The following is a 16,764-nucleotide window of genomic DNA, read 5'->3' on the forward strand; positions in this document are numbered from 1 at the left end:
GGCGCGTCGGGGTCGTCCGCGGCCGCGGCCAGCAGGCCGGTCACCTCGTCGGCGAGCGCCCGCGCGCCGGCCGCGTCCAGCAGCCGCGTGTTGTGCCGCAGGTGCGCCTCGGTGCCGTCGGGCCCCTCGACGACCAGCAGGTGGGCGACGCCGCGCACCATGCCCAGGAACGGGGCCCACTCGACCGTCGCGTCGAGCCCGTCGAAGGACGGCGGGTCGATGCGCCGCCGGTAGCTCAGCGACACCGGCGCCAGCGCGGCGCGGGGGCGCAGGCCGCCGACCGCTCGCGCGTACGGGACCTGGCGGAACGGGCGCAACGCGCGCATCTCCTCGCGCAGCAGCTCGCCGAGGTCACGGAAGGTGTCCGCCGGCCCGGCCGGCACCGGCAGCTCGTTGACGAACAGGCCGATGGTCTGCGCGGTCGCGTCGTCCCTTGTGGACACGTCGACGGCGACGGCGGCGTCCGGGTTGCCGTGCGCGCGCAGCACCGCGTGCAGCGCGGCCAGGGTGGCCTCGAACCGGGACACCCCGCCACGCTCGGCGGCCGCGGCCGCCCGGGACAGGTCGACCGGCACCGAGCCGGCCGCCTCCGGGCGCGCCGGGGCGGCGATGGTCCGGCCGAAGAGGACGACCTCGTCGAGGCGGGCGTCGCGCTCCTTCCAGAACGCCTCCGCCGCCGCCATGTCGGGCTCGGCCGGCGGCTGTTCCTGCGCGGCGGCGACCGGCGCCTCGAGGGGCTCGCCCCGGTAGGCGGCGGCCAGGTCGCGCAGCAGGATGTCCTTGGACAACCCGTCGAAGACCAGGTGGTGCGCCACCACGAGCAGCAGGTGCCCGTCCGGGCCCTGGTCGTGCAGCGTGAACCGGCACAGCGGGCCGGTCGCCAGGTCGAAGGGCTCCCGGATGGCGGCGTCGGGGTCGTCGCCGTCCTCGAGCCGCGGCGCCGGCGCGTCGAGGCGGACCGGGGCGCCGTCGCGCTCCTCGAACCGGCTGGCGAGCGCGGGGTGGCGGGCCACCACGGCGTCGCAGGCGGCGGCGAGGCGGGCCCGGTCGAGCGGGCCGCGCAGCCGCACCGGCACCGGCATGTGGTAGTTCGCGCCGGCGCCGCCGAGGCGCTCGGTGAGCCACAGCCCCGTCTCCGCATCGGTGGCGCCGCGGTGGGGCGAGGCATTGAGCATGACCGAATCCTCCGAGGTCGTGGGCGTGACGGGTCGCTTCACGAAGGAAAGTTAACAATTCCCGCGGCGGGTGGAAAGGGCGGTGGCCGGGGTCGCCAGCGTGACAGTACCGCAGATCATCAAGAGAGCAAGCCCTTGACGATCAAATGAAACTCTCGATGCGACTTGTGCAAGAAATCTGTTCCAGTTTGGCATGATCTTGCACGATCGACACCCGTCGAGTACGTTGACCAGGCGCCGCACGTCCCGCCGCCCCGCCGCCCCGCCGCCCGGCCTGCGGCACCGCCCGGCCATCCCGTGCCTCCCGCCTCGCGTCGATGCGACGGTCCGGACCCCCGGTCCGGACCCCCGGTCCGGACCGTCGCGGTGCTCGCAGGATCCATGCAAGATCGTTACCGGATAGCCGATCGACGCCGATCCGCGCTGGCGGCTGAAGGCGAGCGCGTTACGGCGCGGTCCAGCCGGCGGCGACGTGGCCGATGCGGACCCGCTGCGGGTGGTCGCCGACCGGCACGCTCGTCACCTTCTGGCCGGTGGCGAAGCTGATCGCGGTCACCTGGTCGGCGCCGGACTCGGAGATGATGCAGTCCCGGCCGTCGCCGCTGATCGTGGCCCAGTACGGCTTGCTGGCCGGGACCAGCGCGCCCTCCTGCAGCGTGGCCCGGTCCACGACGGTGGCGTAGTCGTCCATCGTCCCGGCCACGCACAGCTTCGCGCCGTCGGGGCTCATCGACAGGCCGTGGTGGCGGGAGTCGTTGACCCACGTGGTGCGGTCGGGGCTGGTCGCCGGGTTCTTCGGCAGCTCCTTGACGCGGGTGATCCGGTCGCCGGCGACGTCGTACTCCACGAAGCCGTTGAAGAACGAGACCTGGAAGTACAGCGTCGCCTCGTCCGGGGTGAACACGGCCGGGCGGACCGCGTTGGAAAGGTCGGAGCGGCCGAACGCGTCCAGCCGCGGGCGCATGTCGATGGTGCGCACCACCTGGAACGTGCGGGCGTCGGCGACGGTGATGTGCCGGTCGCCCTTCGTCCAGTCCAGCCAGGGGTCGTCCAGCGACGTGTTGACCTCGCCGATGGACATGTTCCACAGGTACCGGCCGCCGCCGGTGTAGATGTTCTCGTGCGGCTTGTCGCCGGCGCCGAACGAGCCGAGCTGCCGGCCGGTGTTGATGTCGAGGACGTGCACCGTGTTCGACGTCGAGGCGGACACGGCGACCTGCGTGCCGTCGGGCGAGACGGCCATGTGGTCGGCGCGGTAGCCCGACACCGGGAAGCGCCACCGCAGCGCGCCGGTGCGCAGGTCGATCGAGACGACGTCGGCGAAGCTCGGGCGGGACACGACGAGCGCGGCGCCGTCCGGGGTGGTGTACATGTCGTCGACGAGCTGGTCGTGGCCCTCGCCCGGCCCCTGCTGGACGCCGAGGTAGAAGGCGAGCTTGACCGGGTTGAGGTGGATCTCCAGCAGCCGCTGGCTCTTGTCCGGCACCACGTTGACGCGGCCGAGCTTCGCGTAGGTGCCGCTGGAGTGGATGACGTCGACGGTGCCGTCCCAGTTGTTGCCGACGAACATCACCTCCTGCAGCGCGGGCGCGGCGGCGGCCGGCGCGGCGGCGGTGGTGAGCGGGACGAGGGCGGTGGCGAGCAGTACGAGGCCGGCGGTGGCGGCGCGCCGGCGCGGTGCGGGGTTCGATGTCACGCGGCTCTCCCTGGAATGCGTTACCGAACGGTAGCCTTCAGGAAATCGCCCATTGCCGATGCTCGATAGGCCGCCGCGCACAACGCGGCGCCGCCCGGTTGTCGCCCGCCCACAACACGGAGGGTCCATGCTCGCGCCGCTGCTGGCCGCCCTCGCCGGCGACGAGGGCCTGGTCGACGAGCTCGTCGCCACCGCCCGGGACGCCGCCCCGGAGGTGGCCCGCCTGCCGGTCGAGGAGAGCCGCCGCCACGTCGCGCTGCTCTTCGCCGCCGGCCTGGCCGCGTTCCGCCGGCCCGGGGAGGACAGCTCGTTCCCCGAGGCCGAGCGCCTCGGCGCCGACCGCGCCGCGCAGGGCGTGCCGATCGCGGCGCTGCTGGGCGGGGTGCGGGCCGCGCGCACCCGGCTGCTGGAGATCGCCGTGGCCCGCGGCCGCGCCGCCGGGATCGCCGACGAGGTGCTGCTGTCGGCGGCGCTGGACTTCGACCGGTACGTCTGCGCCCTCGAACGGCACGTCGCCGACGCCCACCGCACCGCCGAGCGCGCCCTGGCCCGCAGCCGGCGCGACCAGCGCGACGCGGTGCTACGGGCACTGCTGCGCCCGGGCACGGCGCCGGCGTCCACGGACGACGTGGAGGCGGTCGGGCTGCGGGAGCACCTGACGTACCGCTGCATGCTCTTCGACATCACCGACCCCGGCCGTGCGGAGGCACTCGAGGCGCGCCTGGCGGCGTGCGGCGGCGTCTTCGGCACCGTCGAGGGCCGCCTGGCCGGCCTGGTCGCGCGGGCGCCGGCCCGCGTCGCCGACCCGGCGGTGCTGGTCGTCGCCGGCCCGCCGTTGCCCCTGGCCCGGGCCGCCGACGGCTACCGGCTGTGCGTGACGGCCCTGGGCGGCGCCGCCCGGTTCGCCCGCCCCGGTTCGTTCGCGGCGCTGGACCTGGCCGGCGAGGCCGCCCTGGCCGCCCAGCCGGAGCTCGCCGCCCTGCTCGCCGACGCCGTGCTCGGCGCCCTCGACCCGGCCGACGCGTTCCACCGCGAGCTGGCCGCTACGGCCCTGGCCTACCTCGACCACGGCCAGCGCCTCGACCGCACCGCGGCCGCGCTGCACGTCCACCCGAACACGGTGCGCTACCGCCTGCGCGCCCTGCACGAGCGCGCGCCGCTCCCCCTCGACGACGCCACCGTCCTCACGACGCTGCGCACGTGGTGGGCCCTGCGGACGTGGCTCGACCGCGCCGCCGCCTGAGCCGGCGCTGCGGGCCCGAACCCTTCTCTCCACGGACGGGCACCCCCGCCGACGCGGCCGGCCGCCCGCCGGACGAAGATTCCTCGAAGAAGTCCAGCGGGGCCTGTCGGATCGGGGCAGTGTCGTTCGTAGCAGGGGTGCGAGGCGGTCCGGAGGGGCGGCCACACGAGCACAGGAGATGATCCGCGATGGCGCAGTACCTGATGTCCGTCCTCCACGACGGGGCCAACCTGGCCACCGCGCAGGAGGACGCCGCGATCGACGTCTACAACGAGCAGCTGCGGGCCGACGGCCACTGGGTGTTCGCCGGCGGCCTCGCGTCGCCCGGCTCGTCCACCGTCGTCGACGGCCGGGACGGGGAGCCGGTGTTCACCGACGGGCCCTACCTGGAGTCCAAGGAGCACATCGTCGGCTTCTGGATCGTCGAGGCCCCCGACCTCGACGTGGCGCTGCGGCTCGCGGCCCTCGGGTCGAAGCACTGCAACCGGCGAGTCGAGCTCAGGCCGTTCCTGTAGGCATGGCCGACGTCGGCGAGGCGATCGCCCGGGCCCACCGCGAGGAGTGGGCCCGGGTGGTCGCGACCCTGGCCAGACGCATCGGCGACCTCGACATCGCCGAGGAGATGGCCGCCGAGGCGTTCGCGACCGCCGTGGAGCGCTGGCCGGGCGACGGCGTCCCGCCGAATCCGGGCGCGTGGCTCACCACCACCGCCCACCGCAAGGCCGTCGACCGCCTCCGGCGCGAGGCCAAGCGCGAGGAGAAGCACAAGGAGGCGCTGATGCTCTCCGACACCCCCGAGCCGCCCGGCGCCATCGACGACGACCGGCTCCGCCTCATCTTCACCTGCTGCCACCCCGCGCTGGCCATGGAGGCGCGGATCGCGCTGACCCTGCGGATGGTCGGCGGGCTCACCGTGCCCGAGATCGCCCGCGCGTTCCTGGTCCAGGAGACCGCCATGGGCCAGCGGATCACCCGCGCGAAGGCGAAGATCAAGGCGGCGAGGATCCCGTACCGCGTGCCGTCGCGCGAGGACCTCCCGGCCCGGGTGACCGCGGTGCTCGCCGTCCTCTACCTGATCTTCAACGAGGGCTACCTGGCCTCGGACCCCGGCGTGGAGCCGGTCCGCAACGACCTGACCGCCGAGGCGATCCGGCTGACCCGGCTGGTCCGCGCGCTGCTGCCGGCGGACGGCGAGGTCGCCGGGCTGCTGGCGCTGATGCTGCTGACGCAGGCCCGCCGGGCCGCGCGGGTGTCGGCGAGCGGTGAGCTCGTCGCCCTCGGCGAGCAGGACCGCGGCGCCTGGGACCGCGCGCTGATCGCCGAGGGCCACGCCCTGGTCCGCGCGCGCATCGCCGCCGGCCAGGCGCCGGGGCGCTACCAGATCCTCGCCGCGATCAACGCCGTGCACACCGACGCCCCCGACGTCCGCGACACCGACTGGTCGCAGGTCCTCGCCCTCTACGACCAGCTGGCCCGCCTCGACCCCTCGCCGATCGTGCGGCTCAACCGGGCGGTCGCGATCGCCGAGCTCGACGGCCCGCAGGTCGCGCTGGCGGAGCTCGACGCCCTGCCGCTGGAGGGCTACCACGCCTTCCACGCCACCCGCGCCGAGCTGCTGCGCCGGCTGGGCCGCAGCTCGCAGTCGCGGGCGGCGTACGACCGGGCCATCGCGCTGGCCGGCAACACCGCCGAGCGGGCGTACCTCGTCCGCCGCCGCGACCAGCTGGCCGGCCCCTGAACCGCACCACCCCGGCGTTGTTCCCGGCACCGGCCGCGCCTTGCGGCCAGCGCGCCGACGGCGCGCGTAGCCTGGCCGTTGAATCCCCCGAGGTGCGGACGTGCTGAGCGCTGTGTCCGCGCGAGCCGAGCTGTGGAGCATAGCCATGCGGATCATCGACTCGATTGACGATGCCCTCATCGCCGAGTTGTGCGACAGGCACGAGTTCTTCTGGCTGGACGTCACCGACCCGACCGCGGCGCAGGTCGAGCGGCTGGGCGCCGCGCTGGGGCTGCACCCGCTGGCGGTCGACGACAGCATCCGGTTCGGGCAGCGTCCGAAGCTCGACACGTACGCGGACTCGGCGCTCCTGGTGCTGCAGGGCGGGGTCGAATCCCAGCCCGAGAACGAGAACCCGCACCCCCTCGAAGAGATCCACTGCTATATCGCCGGGGACTACATTGTCACCCTGCACCGCGCGCCCTATCCGCCGCTGGAGAAGCTGAAGACGCTGGTACACCGCATGACGGCGGCCAAGAGCGAGCAGTACTACGTGTACAAGGTCATCGATGCCGTCGTGGACAGCTACTTCCCGATCCTCGCCGACCTCGATGAGGAGATCAACGACCTGGAGGACACGATCGTCGCCGGGGCCGGCCGGCGCCAGCTGGAGGAGATCTTCCGGCTCAAGCGGATACTGATGCAGCTGCGCAAGGCCGTCGTGCCGATGCGGGACGTCTTCGCCCGCGAAGCCGAGGCGATCGCCGACCTGGCCGGGCTCGAGGCCGACAGCCACGACTACTTCCGGGACGTCTACGACCACCTGATCCGCATCACCGACGAGCTGGACTCCTATCACGAGATGGTGTCGAGTTGCACCGACCTCTATCTCTCCACGGTCGCCAACCGGCAGGGAGAGATCTCCAAGCAGCTGACGGTGATCGCCTCGATCTTCCTGCCATTGAGCTTTCTGACCGGATTCTTCGGGATGAACTTCGACTGGGAAGGCAGCCATCTTCTCAGCGGCGTGTGGACCTTCGTCGCGCTCGGCCTGGGGACCATGACCGTCGCGGCCGCAGGGATGTGGTGGTGGTTCCGCTCCAACGGCTGGACCAGGTCCGACGAATGAGATAGTCCGTGCGGCGACGTCACGTACGCACGCGAGCGGCACTATAGGCGGCGGCGACCAGGAGCACGACTCCGCCGAGACCCACCGGCCACGGGGCGTCCGCGTCGCCGTCCGCGTCTCGCACCCGGCGGGTCGGGTCCTTCGGGTCGTACCGAACTTGCATCCGCGCCCCCACCTCGACCTCGGTTGCATCGCCCGGGTTGGATACGTTGGCCTGGACGGTCCTTCCGTCTGCGGTGGCGAACCGAACCGCTGCGGTCGGACCGCTCCTACCGTAGGACACCGCCACGATGTCGCCCGTTGTGACCAGTCCACGCTCCTGCAGGATCCGACGGTCGTAGTACATCTGGAGCGTGATGAACACCAATGCCAGCCCGCCAATGGTGGCGCAGGCGACGCCGGCCCACGCTTTCGTGTTGGCGTATGGCGCGCTGTGCCGTGGGCGCCTCCGGCGAGGGCGCATCGCCGGTCGGTCCAACCGCCGTTGCCGTTCGTGCTCCCCTACCATGCGATCATTATGTGCACGGCGCTCGTCAACACTGACGGCCGGCACGAAGCGGAAGGAACCAGCGTGACGGGGCGCGCGGTACCTGGAGCATCGATCTGGCGTCCCGCCGTGCTCGCCGCGGGGGTCGGCTTCGTCCTGCTCGCCCCAGTGGCGGGTGTGCTGCTGCATCAGGAGCGGAGCAACTCGGCACGGTTCAACGTCTGGCCGTTGCTGGAGCTGCTCGCGTACCTGCTGCTGGTCCTGCCGTGGCTGGGGCCGCTCGTGCTGCGGTTGCTCGGTGTGCCGCGGCCGTGGGTGGTCGGCCTGCTCGGCGAAGTGCTGATGCTTCCGATCTACCTGGCGTTCTACCGCTCCGGCGGCGTCAACCATGCCTGGTGGGTCTACGGACTCCAGGCCGCACTTGCATACGGCCTGGCGGCGATGGGGTCGGCGCTTGCCGGAAGGTCGTCCGCTCAACCGACATGATGCGGGCCTTATTCGGTGGCGTCATCTGGCGTGCTGTGGAGAATGCGTCCATGCACCTGCGAGCCGTACGCCTGGACGACCTGCCGGTCCTCCAGGACATCGAGCGTGCCGCCGGGCAGTGCTTCCGGGACATCGGCATGCCGGAGATCGCCGAGGATGAGCCGCTCCCGCTCGGCGAGCTCGCCCGCTACCACCACACCGGGCTGGCCTGGGTCGTGGCCAACAACGCCGACGCTCCGGTCGCCTACCTGATCGCCGACCGCGTCGACGGCAACCTGCACATCGAGCAGGTCTCGGTACACCCGGACAGCGCGCGTCGCGGTCTCGGCCGGTCGCTGCTGGAGCATCTGGCGGCGCACGCCACGGGCGAAGGCACACCCGCCCTGACCCTCACCACGTTCACCCAGGTCCCGTGGAACGCCCCCTACTACGCACGCTGCGGTTTTCAGCCCATGGACGACAGCGGGCTCACGCCCGGCCTGCGGAAGATCCGCGAGCGCGAGACGGCACATGGCCTGGACCGGTGGCCGCGTGTCTGCATGCGCCGGACGCTGTCCCTCGGACCGGTTGTGCCCCATCTTCCGTAACCGTCACGCCGACGCCGCTCACCGCACAACAGGCGAAGGATGCCTGATGCGGCACCGGCGATGGGGAACGTCGTTGATGTGAGGGAACCAGCCGGCCAAGTCGGGGGTGATAGGAGGTATGAAGCGCTCCTCGCCGCCGGAGGACGGCGCCGCCCAGCTCTACGCGGCCTGCTACGTGCGGCTCGTCGGCGTCGTCGCGCTCGTTGCGCAAAGTCGGGCAGAGGCGGAGGAGTGCGTCCAAGAGGCGTTCGTGCGGCTGCTCGCTTGGCTGCCGGCGGGCCGGGCCGCCGGGCCGGCACAGACGCCGTCCGGCGGCATACAGTGCCGGCATGTACGAGTTGGACGCGGTGCCGGACGCGGGACAGGTGTGGTGTGTCGGGGCGGTGATCCTCGACGAGCGGGGGCGGGCGTTCCTGCAGCGGCGCGGGCCGGACCGGTCGCTGTTCCCCGGGTGCTGGGACCTCGTGGCCGGGCATGTGGAGCCCGGCGAGACGTTGCGCGAGGCGCTCGCGCGGGAGATCACCGAGGAGACCGGGTGGACCCTGCAACGGGTCGTGCGGGATCTCGGCGTGGTCGTCTACACCGGCAACGACGGGGTGCAGCGCCACGAGGTGAGCTACGTGGTCGAGGTCGGCGGCGATCTCACGGATCCGAAGCTGGAGTGGGACAAGCACACGGAGTACGCGTGGTTCGGCCGGGCGGAGCTGCCCCGGATTCTGCAGAACAGCCCGCCGTTCGACCAGCTGCTACACGACACCGTGGCCCGCGCGCTGCCGACCTAGGCGCCTCTGCGCCACTCGGACCGGGTGCCGAGCGCCGCGGCGGCCCTCACAGGCCGTACTGCTCCAGCAAGCGCAGCCAGATCTCGCTGACGGTCGGGAACGGCGGGACGGCGTGCCACAGCCGATCGAGGGGGACCTCCGCGTTCACCGCGATGGTGGCCGAGTGCAGCATGTCAGCCACGTCGGAGGCGACGAAGGTGGCCCCGAGCAGCACCCGGCGGTCCTCGTCGACGACGAGCTTCGCCCGGCCCTCGTAGCCGACGCCGCGGACCATGGCGCCCGCGACCTCGCCCATGTCGTACTCCACGGTCCGGACGGTGAAGCCGTCGGCGCGGGCCCGCGCCTCGGTGCGCCCCACCATGCTCACCTGCGGCTCGGTGAACACGACCTGGGGGGCGCCCCGGTCGTCGGCGGTGTCGCGCAATCCCGGCGCCTCGTCGGGGGTGCCGTTGGCGCGGGCGGCGATCACGTCGCCGCACACCCGGGCCTGGTACTTGCCCATGTGGGTGAGCAGGTTGCGGCCGTTGACGTCGCCGACGGCGTACAGCCAGCCGTCCGCGACGGCGGTGGCCCGCATGCTGGCGTCGACCTCGAGCGGGCCGTCCACGCGCAGGCCGATGCTCTCCAGCCCGATGTCGTCGACCCCCGGCCGGCGGCCGGCGCCGACCAGGATCTCGTCCGCGTCGATCTGTGTGCCGTCGTCGGTGTGCACGGTCACCGGGCCGCCCGGGACCGGCCGCTCGACGCGCACGGCCGCACGGCCGAAACGCACGTCGATGCCCGACTCGCGCAACGCGCGCGCCACCATGTCGCCGGCGAACGGCTCGGCCCGGGCGAGCAGCCGCTCGCCGCGCACGAGCACGGTCGTCTCCTGGGCGCCGAGGGAATGCAGCGCCTGGGACATCTCGCAGGCCACCGGCCCGGCACCGATCACGACCAGCCGCTTGGGCACCTGCTGGACGCTGGTCGCCTCCCGGTTGGTCCACGGCCGGGCCTGCGCCAACCCGGGCAGGGCGGGCATCGCCGGCTTGCTGCCGGTGGCGATGACGACGGCGTGCCGGGCCCGCAGCGTGCGGATGCCACCCTCCTGCGTCACAACCTCGGCCCGCCGCGGCCCGGCCAGGCGTCCGTGGCCCCGCACGAACGTTGCCGGGAACTTCTCGATCGCGTTCACCACGTGGCCGTCGTCGCGGTGGGACACCGTCTCGTCGCGGTGGGCCAGCACCTCGGCGGTGTCGATCGGGCCGCGCAGGTGCAGCCCGGGCATCCGGCCCACCTCGGCCGCGAGTTCCATCGGCCACAGCAGCGCCTTGCTGGGAACACACGCGTAGTACTCGCACTCGCCGCCGGCCAGGCGCTCCTCAACCACGGCCGCGGTCAGGCCACCCCGCGCGGCGCGCGCGGCAACCGTCACCCCGACCGGCCCCGCACCGATCACCACCACGTCGAAGATGTCATCCTGGTCCGCCATGACGCGCCCCTCCAGCGTTGAAATGCAGCCCCGCGTCACCTCCCCAGCAAGCCGGCGATCGAACCGGTGATCCCGAGCCGCCACGGCAATTTCCCTCAGGCCCTCACTCTGCGTACAGGACGAACAGGGTCGCGCCGGCGCATTTCCGCCGGGTGCTCGTTCACCCGTGCCCTGAAGCCGGCCCACCGGGTGCCCGTCCGGCCTGGCTGCGGCTGTCTTCTGGCCCGGCGAATTGGCAGATCGGCAGATTCGGCGGGGCCGTGGCCGCCCTACCTTCTGACGAGTGTTGACCTTCGAAAGCGTTCACAAGAGCTTCGGTTCCACGCCGGCACTCAGCGAAGTGTCCGTACGGGTGGATCGTGGCACGGTGGTGGGCCTCGTCGGCCATAACGGCGCAGGCAAGTCGACCTTGATGAAGATGGCGCTGGGACTTGTCCGGCCGGACTCCGGCGAGGTGACCATCGCCGGCACGCCTGTGCCACAGATCGGCCGTTTCGGCGGGCTGATCGCGGCGTCCTTCGATGCGTCGGCGTTACCGGCGACCTGGACGGCCGCCACCATGCTGTCGGTGGCCGGTGAACTGTCCGGCACGCCCATCTCGCGGGTACCGCAGATGCTGGAACAGGTGGGATTGTCCGCGGTGGCGGGCAAGAAGATCGGCCAGTTCTCCTCCGGCATGCGCCAGCGACTGGCACTGGCGGTGGCGCTGGTGAGCGACCCTCAGGTGCTCATCCTCGATGAGCCGACGAACGCGCTCGACCCCGTGATCAGCCACGAGCTTCGTGGCTGGGTCACGCAGCACGCCGCGCGCGGCGGCAGCGTCCTGATCTCGAGCCACAACCTGCAGGAAGTCGAGCAGGTGGCCGACCGCATCGTCGTCATGCACAAGGGCCACGTGGCGCGCGATGCCGCCATTGGTGAACTCCTCGACGCCAACAGCGTGCTGGTCCGCGTCGACCAGCCCGCCGCGCTGACCCAGGCACTGGACCAACTCGGTCGCCGGGTGACACCACTGCCGGGCGGAACCCTTCGGGTGCAGGCGGCGACGACCGACGAGGTGGGTGAGATCGCCGCGGCGCAGGGTCTCGTCGTGCGTGAGCTTTCCGCTGAACGTAACCAGCTCTCCGACATCTACCAGCTCATCACCGCGGAAGGGCCAGCCCAGTGAGCGACCTGTCCACCAGCACCGAACCCCGCGCCATGCGGTGGTATCTCCAGCCGGTGCCGTTCGGCCGACTGATCCTGGTACACCTGCGGATCTGGCGCGCACAGCGGGCCGTCGTGGCGGGCTCGCTCCTGGCGCTCGCCGCCGGATTGGCCAGCGTCACCGCGGCCACGGCGCACACCTCTGGTACACCCACGGCCGCCACCGCGGAAAGCTTCCTCGCCTTCGCCTCGGTTGCCTTCTCGCTGCTGTGGCTGGCGATCGGCGCCCTGGCCGCGTGCGCGCCGTTCAAGACACGCTGGGCCCTGGTGGTGCTGACCGTGGCGCCGCGGCGAGCCCGCTGGCTAGCGGCGTGCCTGGCCTCGTTTCTGCTCATCGTCACGGCGGTCACCGCGCTGTTCGCCGTGCTGTCCATCGCGTTGGTCATGATCGTCCTGACGGTGCAGGGCCACAGTCCGGCGGCGGCGTTCGGTGTCGCCCGTCCCGCCGGGGTCCTGCTGCTGCCGGTGCTGATCCAGGCAATGATCGGCTTCGCCCTCGGTGCCGCCACGCGCAGCGTCGCAGCGTCGATCATCGTCGGCTACGTGCTGGCCCCGCTCGCTCCCATGATCAAAATCGGCTCGGCCGGGATCGGGCGATGGCTGGACCTCACCGGCTCGGTCACCGCGATCTCCTCCGGGGCCGCGACCGGCGCAGCCCTGCTACCAGCCGTGACCGCGGTCCTATTCTGGGTGATCTTGCCCTCGCTGGTCGCCTGGTTCCGGCTACGCTCGCCGATAGGATGATCGTCAGGTCCGGCAGGGCGGCCACAGCCGCGCGTCGTCCCGGGAGGCGGGTGTGAACCGGTACACGGCCCTGCTGGGCCGCGGCCGCGAAGAGTTTCTGGTGGCCCGGCGGGCGGTATCTGGGATGGGTCGCGGGCGGCTCGCCAGATGGCTCGCCCTGCCGGTGCTGTACGTGTGGATCGCGGTAGCCGACGTTGCCGGCCACCCATGGCACGCCCTGCCGATAGCCGTTGCCGCAGCCGCGTTGCTGGCCCGGTACCGCTGGCCCGGGGCGTCGGTTGCGGCCGTAGCGCTGATCTCCGCAGTGCCGGTGGCCATCCCCGCCCTCCCGGTGCTGGCCTACGGCGCGGGCCGGCGCCTCACGACAGCCCGGCAGGCGGTGCCGTGCTTCGCCATCACGCTCCTGGCCGCCGTCGGCAATGCGTTCTTCTGGCTCCCGCGCCCGCTGAACTGGCTCGAAACCGCCGTCCTGGCCTCCGGCTACGTCATGATGCTGATGCTGTTCCCGGCCGCCGTCGGTGCCATTGTCGGCGAACGCCGCAGACGCATCGAAATGCTGCGAGAGCGCAACGCCATCCTCGAACAGGCGCAGCGCCTCGGCGACCTGCGCGCCCGGATGCAGGAACGGGCCCGCATCGCCGGGGAGATGCATGACCTCCTCGGCCACAAACTCAGCCTCATCTCGCTGTACGCGGGCGCCCTCGAACTACGGACCCGCGAACAGCAGCCGTCGCTCAACTCCCAGGCCGGCTTGATTCGCGCCACCGCCGGTTCGGCCCTCGACGAGCTGCGCGGCCTGCTCGGAATCCTCCGCGTCGACACGGGCCGGCCTTCCGACGACACGACGGACGCCGAGGCCGGCACCAAGTCCGACATCGCCGCATTGGCCGAGGCTTCCCGGGCCGCCGGCCAGCCCGTCACCGTCAGCTGGGAAGGCGACGATCTGACCGCCGCCAGCGCCACGCTGCGCCGGGCCGTACACCGCGTCGTGCGCGAGTCGCTCACCAACGTGCACAAGCACGCGCCACACGCGCCGACCCACATTGCCATCCATCACGACGGCACCCGGGCCACCATCGACATCCGTAACCCCATCCAGCCGCCGCGGACGCCGCCGCCGAGCACCGGTCTCGGCCTGGCCGGGCTACGCGAGCGCGCCCGCCTGGCCGGCGGCACCGTGTCGGCCGGACAGGTGGACGGCGAGTTCGTGCTCACGGCGTCGTTGCCGATCTCCGCCCCGCCGGCCCCGCCGGACCGCCGCGATCCGCACATCGACCAGCCACGACTAGCCGAAATGCAGACGCCGTCAGCCGTGGGCGAAGGTCACGCTAGGTACCCCAGCAAGGCTTTGTCAGCAGGGAGTACCGGCACCATGTCCAAAACCGCAAAGACCATCGTGGGCATCCTGATCGGCACCGTCGTCCTCGCATGCGGCTGCGTCACCATCGGCAGTTACATCCTGGGCAAGCAGGCCGAAAAGGCCGCGATCACGCCGGCCCAGTACGCGTCAGTTCAGGTCGGCCAAACCCGTGAGCAGGTCAAGCAAACGATCGGCGATGTCGGCTCCATCGGCAAGATCGCCAAGGTTGAAGGCCAAGAGCCGCCGAAGCCAGCCGGGTCGGTGTGCGACTACGCCCTGTCCAAAGACAACAAAGGAGACGGGCCGTACCACGCATACCGCTTCTGCTACGTCGAGGACAAACTCGTGGAGAAGCGAGAACTGACCATCGCCAACGGAGAATCCAACCCCTAACACCCGCGTAGCATCCGGCCGCCCGCTGTCACGGGCGGCCGGACCAACCGAAGAAAGGCATCGCGATGATCCGCGTACTGCTGGCCGACGACGAAGCCCTGATTCGGGCCGGGGTACGCCTCGTCCTCGACACGGCAGCCGACATCGAGATCATCGCCGAGGCCAGCGACGGCGCCGAGGCCATCGAACAGACTCGACGCCACCGCATCGACGTGGCGCTGCTCGACATCCGGATGCCGAAACTCGACGGCCTCGCCGCCGCCGAGCACATCATCAAGCTCACCCCCGCCACCCGCGTCGTGATGCTCACGACGTTCGGAGATGACGAACACGTCGCCCGCGCCCTGCGCGCCGGCGCCGCCGGATTCCTGCTCAAAGACACCGAGCCGGACGGGCTCATCCAGGCGGTACGGATCGCCGCCAACGGCGACGCCATCCTGTCGCCCAAAATTACCCGTCACCTGATCGACACCTATATCGGCCCGGAAGACACCCGCGGCGACCTCGCCCGCCAGCGCTTGCAGGTGCTCACCGACCGGGAACGCGACGTGCTCACCCTGATCGGCAACGGATCATCCAACGCCGACGTCGCCAAAGCGCTCCTCGTCAGCGAAGGCACGGCAAAAGCCCACGTCAGCCGCATACTCAGCAAACTCGGCTGCACCAACCGAGTACAGGCCGCCATCCTCGCCCACGACGCCGGCCTGCTCCCGCCGCTCTAACGCCCGCGCGCACCCCGCCGCGGATAGGGAACCGCTCTCGGCGGCGCCCCGCGAAATCGCCCAACGACGGGTCGCCCACCACGCCTCCTGCGCCCTCCCCCGGCCTCGGCGATCCCGGCCGGCGACGATACCCGCGCCGGCTGCCTACTCCGCAACCGCCACCGGTCCTGACTCGGTACAGTCGCTGAACGCCACCGACGGCGACCAGGTCATCGCCGCCGACGCCACGCGGTTGGTCACCGCCGACCGGATCGTCTCGGCCACCGGGTTCCGGCCCAACCACGCCATCACCGGCGAACTCCGCCTCGACCTCGACCCGATCCTGGGCTCGACCCGGACCCTGGCACCGCTGATCGACCCGAACGATCACTCCTGCGGCACCGTGCCGCCGCACGGCGTCGATGCGCTCACCCACCCCGAGCCCGGCTACTACGCCATCGGCGTCAAGAGCTACGGCCGGGCGCCGACGTTCCTGCTCGCCACCGGGTACGAGCAGGCCCGATCGGTCGTCGCCGCGCTCGCCGGCGACTGGGACGCCGCCCGCGACGTCCAGCTCGACCTGCCCGAAACCGGCGTGTGCAACAGCAACCCCGTCATCGGCGACACCACGATCGACGGCACCGCGGGCGGCTGCTGCGGCCCTGCCCCGCAGCAGGCCGCCCCGGCCGGGCGTGGACTGGCGACCGGCATCGCGGGTGGGCTGCTGTCCTCGCCGCTGACGTTGCTGCCCGTGACGAACCCCGGCGGCGAGCGGTCCGGCGGCACGTGCTGCGGCTGACCGCACACGCGGCGGCTGGCCTGCGAGCCGCAAGGAGGCGGCGCGGGGGAACGTGATGCCGCCTGAGCTGCCGTCAGGCGGTGTCCCGCCTGGGCCGCCAGAAGATGGCGAGCAGGCCGATGGCGCCTCCGACGCCGAGCACGACAGCAGCGCCCAGTCCCCACCATCCGGGTGGCTGGAACCAGCCGACCGCGTGGTCGAGCGACCACGTACCGGCGCCGACGCCGGCCAGGCCGACGGCCGCCAACGTCAGGGTCAGCACGTACTCGTAGCCTTCGCCGGGCCGGAAGATGAAGAACCCGTTCTTCAGGTGGTTGGTGACCAGGGCAACGACCATCGTGCCGACGACGCCGGCGCAGGCCAACGGCGTTGCCAGCCCGAGCACGAGCATCGCACCGGCCCCGAGTTCGGTGAGCGTCGCGAACCACGCGTGCACGATGCCGGGCCGCATGCCCAGCGACTCGAACCAGCGCGCCGTGCCCGCAATCTTGCCGCCACCGAAGACGTGGTTCCAACCATGCGCCAGGAACACGATGCCGAGGCCGGCCCGGAAGACCAGCAAGGACACGTCAGCAGCGGTCGCCGCGCTCACCGGGCGTCACCTACCTTGGGCGCCGGCGCCGAGCCGGACGGATGGACGCTCGACGCGAGCCGCCCACAGAGGTGCATCCTGAACCGACGTACCACGCCCACCTCCACCAGATCCGGCCTGCAAGTGTCGACAAAAGTTACATTCTTGAGCCGGCACTCACCATGGACGAACATGGTGAAAGTTGCCACTCCCCCGG

At 71.8% G+C, this 16,764-nt stretch carries 16 protein-coding genes and 1 pseudogene; 12 read left to right on the top strand and 5 right to left on the bottom strand.

Annotated features, from left to right (window positions below):
• Nucleotides 1-1,217: condensation domain-containing protein (locus AB0M46_RS09610; protein WP_363334256.1), on the bottom strand; the 1,217-nt coding region annotated here is incomplete at its 3' end.
• Between the two features lie 403 nt (nt 1,218-1,620).
• On the bottom strand, nt 1,621-2,871 hold the full coding sequence (locus AB0M46_RS09615) for a YncE family protein (protein WP_363334258.1): 1,251 nt from the start codon (nt 2,869-2,871) through the stop codon (nt 1,621-1,623).
• Between the two features lie 127 nt (nt 2,872-2,998).
• On the opposite strand from AB0M46_RS09615, the gene AB0M46_RS09620 reads away from it, so the two are divergent.
• The 4 genes from AB0M46_RS09620 to AB0M46_RS09635 all read left to right on the top strand — a co-directional run bounded on the left by AB0M46_RS09620 (nt 2,999) and on the right by AB0M46_RS09635 (nt 6,960).
• Entirely contained in the window at nt 2,999-4,114 is a 1,116-nt protein-coding gene (locus tag AB0M46_RS09620) for a helix-turn-helix domain-containing protein (protein WP_363334260.1), read from the top strand.
• A 188-nt stretch (nt 4,115-4,302) separates the two neighbouring features.
• Entirely contained in the window at nt 4,303-4,629 is a 327-nt protein-coding gene (locus AB0M46_RS09625) for a YciI family protein (protein WP_363334262.1), read from the top strand.
• Nucleotides 4,630-4,631: 2 nt separating this feature from the next.
• Complete coding sequence (locus tag AB0M46_RS09630; protein ID WP_363334264.1) at nt 4,632-5,852, top strand: DUF6596 domain-containing protein; 1,221 nt, start codon at nt 4,632-4,634, stop codon at nt 5,850-5,852.
• Nucleotides 5,853-5,952: 100 nt separating this feature from the next.
• A complete protein-coding gene (locus AB0M46_RS09635) occupies nt 5,953-6,960 on the top strand; it encodes a magnesium transporter CorA family protein (protein WP_363334266.1) in 1,008 nt (335 codons plus the stop codon).
• A 19-nt stretch (nt 6,961-6,979) separates the two neighbouring features.
• Here AB0M46_RS09635 and AB0M46_RS09640 read toward each other — a convergent pair whose 3' ends face one another.
• On the bottom strand, nt 6,980-7,468 hold the full coding sequence (locus AB0M46_RS09640; RefSeq protein ID WP_363334268.1) for a DUF3592 domain-containing protein: 489 nt from the start codon (nt 7,466-7,468) through the stop codon (nt 6,980-6,982).
• A gap of 9 nt (nt 7,469-7,477) precedes the next feature.
• Here AB0M46_RS09640 and AB0M46_RS09645 point away from each other — a divergent pair, with 9 nt between their 5' ends.
• The 3 genes from AB0M46_RS09645 to AB0M46_RS09655 all read left to right on the top strand — a co-directional run bounded on the left by AB0M46_RS09645 (nt 7,478) and on the right by AB0M46_RS09655 (nt 9,302).
• Nucleotides 7,478-7,933, top strand: coding sequence for a hypothetical protein (locus AB0M46_RS09645; protein ID WP_363334270.1), 456 nt, complete (start codon nt 7,478-7,480; stop codon nt 7,931-7,933).
• A 50-nt stretch (nt 7,934-7,983) separates the two neighbouring features.
• Nucleotides 7,984-8,520 (top strand): GNAT family N-acetyltransferase, encoded by a 537-nt coding sequence (locus tag AB0M46_RS09650; protein WP_363334272.1) that lies wholly within the window; start codon nt 7,984-7,986, stop codon nt 8,518-8,520.
• A gap of 329 nt (nt 8,521-8,849) precedes the next feature.
• Nucleotides 8,850-9,302, top strand: a complete 453-nt coding sequence (locus AB0M46_RS09655) for an NUDIX domain-containing protein (protein WP_363334274.1) — start codon at nt 8,850-8,852, stop codon at nt 9,300-9,302.
• Nucleotides 9,303-9,348: 46 nt separating this feature from the next.
• Here the strand turns inward: AB0M46_RS09655 and AB0M46_RS09660 are convergent, their stop codons facing one another.
• On the bottom strand, nt 9,349-10,773 hold the full coding sequence (locus AB0M46_RS09660) for an NAD(P)/FAD-dependent oxidoreductase (protein ID WP_363334276.1): 1,425 nt from the start codon (nt 10,771-10,773) through the stop codon (nt 9,349-9,351).
• A 283-nt stretch (nt 10,774-11,056) separates the two neighbouring features.
• Between AB0M46_RS09660 and AB0M46_RS09665 the strand changes: the two genes are divergently transcribed.
• The 5 genes and pseudogenes from AB0M46_RS09665 to AB0M46_RS09685 all read left to right on the top strand — a co-directional run.
• A complete protein-coding gene (locus AB0M46_RS09665) occupies nt 11,057-11,941 on the top strand; it encodes an ABC transporter ATP-binding protein (RefSeq protein ID WP_363334278.1) in 885 nt (294 codons plus the stop codon).
• The gene (locus AB0M46_RS09670; protein WP_363334280.1) at nt 11,938-12,723 is read left to right on the top strand and encodes a hypothetical protein; all 786 of its coding nucleotides are present in this window, start codon (nt 11,938-11,940) and stop codon (nt 12,721-12,723) included. The genes AB0M46_RS09665 and AB0M46_RS09670 overlap by 4 nt, the downstream gene beginning before the upstream one ends.
• 163 nt (nt 12,724-12,886) lie before the next feature.
• Entirely contained in the window at nt 12,887-14,476 is a 1,590-nt protein-coding gene (locus tag AB0M46_RS09675) for a histidine kinase (RefSeq protein ID WP_363334282.1), read from the top strand.
• A 65-nt stretch (nt 14,477-14,541) separates the two neighbouring features.
• Complete coding sequence (locus AB0M46_RS09680) at nt 14,542-15,198, top strand: response regulator transcription factor (RefSeq protein WP_363334284.1); 657 nt, start codon at nt 14,542-14,544, stop codon at nt 15,196-15,198.
• Between the two features lie 235 nt (nt 15,199-15,433).
• Nucleotides 15,434-15,976: pseudogene (locus tag AB0M46_RS09685) on the top strand (flavoprotein); the annotation flags it as partial.
• 73 nt (nt 15,977-16,049) lie between these two features.
• Here AB0M46_RS09685 and AB0M46_RS09690 read toward each other — a convergent pair.
• Nucleotides 16,050-16,568, bottom strand: a complete 519-nt coding sequence (locus AB0M46_RS09690; RefSeq protein WP_363334286.1) for a DoxX family protein — start codon at nt 16,566-16,568, stop codon at nt 16,050-16,052.
• Between the last annotated feature and the right edge of the window lie 196 nt (nt 16,569-16,764).

The organism is Dactylosporangium sp. NPDC051485, assembly GCF_040682015.1.
In the GTDB taxonomy this organism is placed as follows: domain Bacteria; phylum Actinomycetota; class Actinomycetes; order Mycobacteriales; family Micromonosporaceae; genus Dactylosporangium.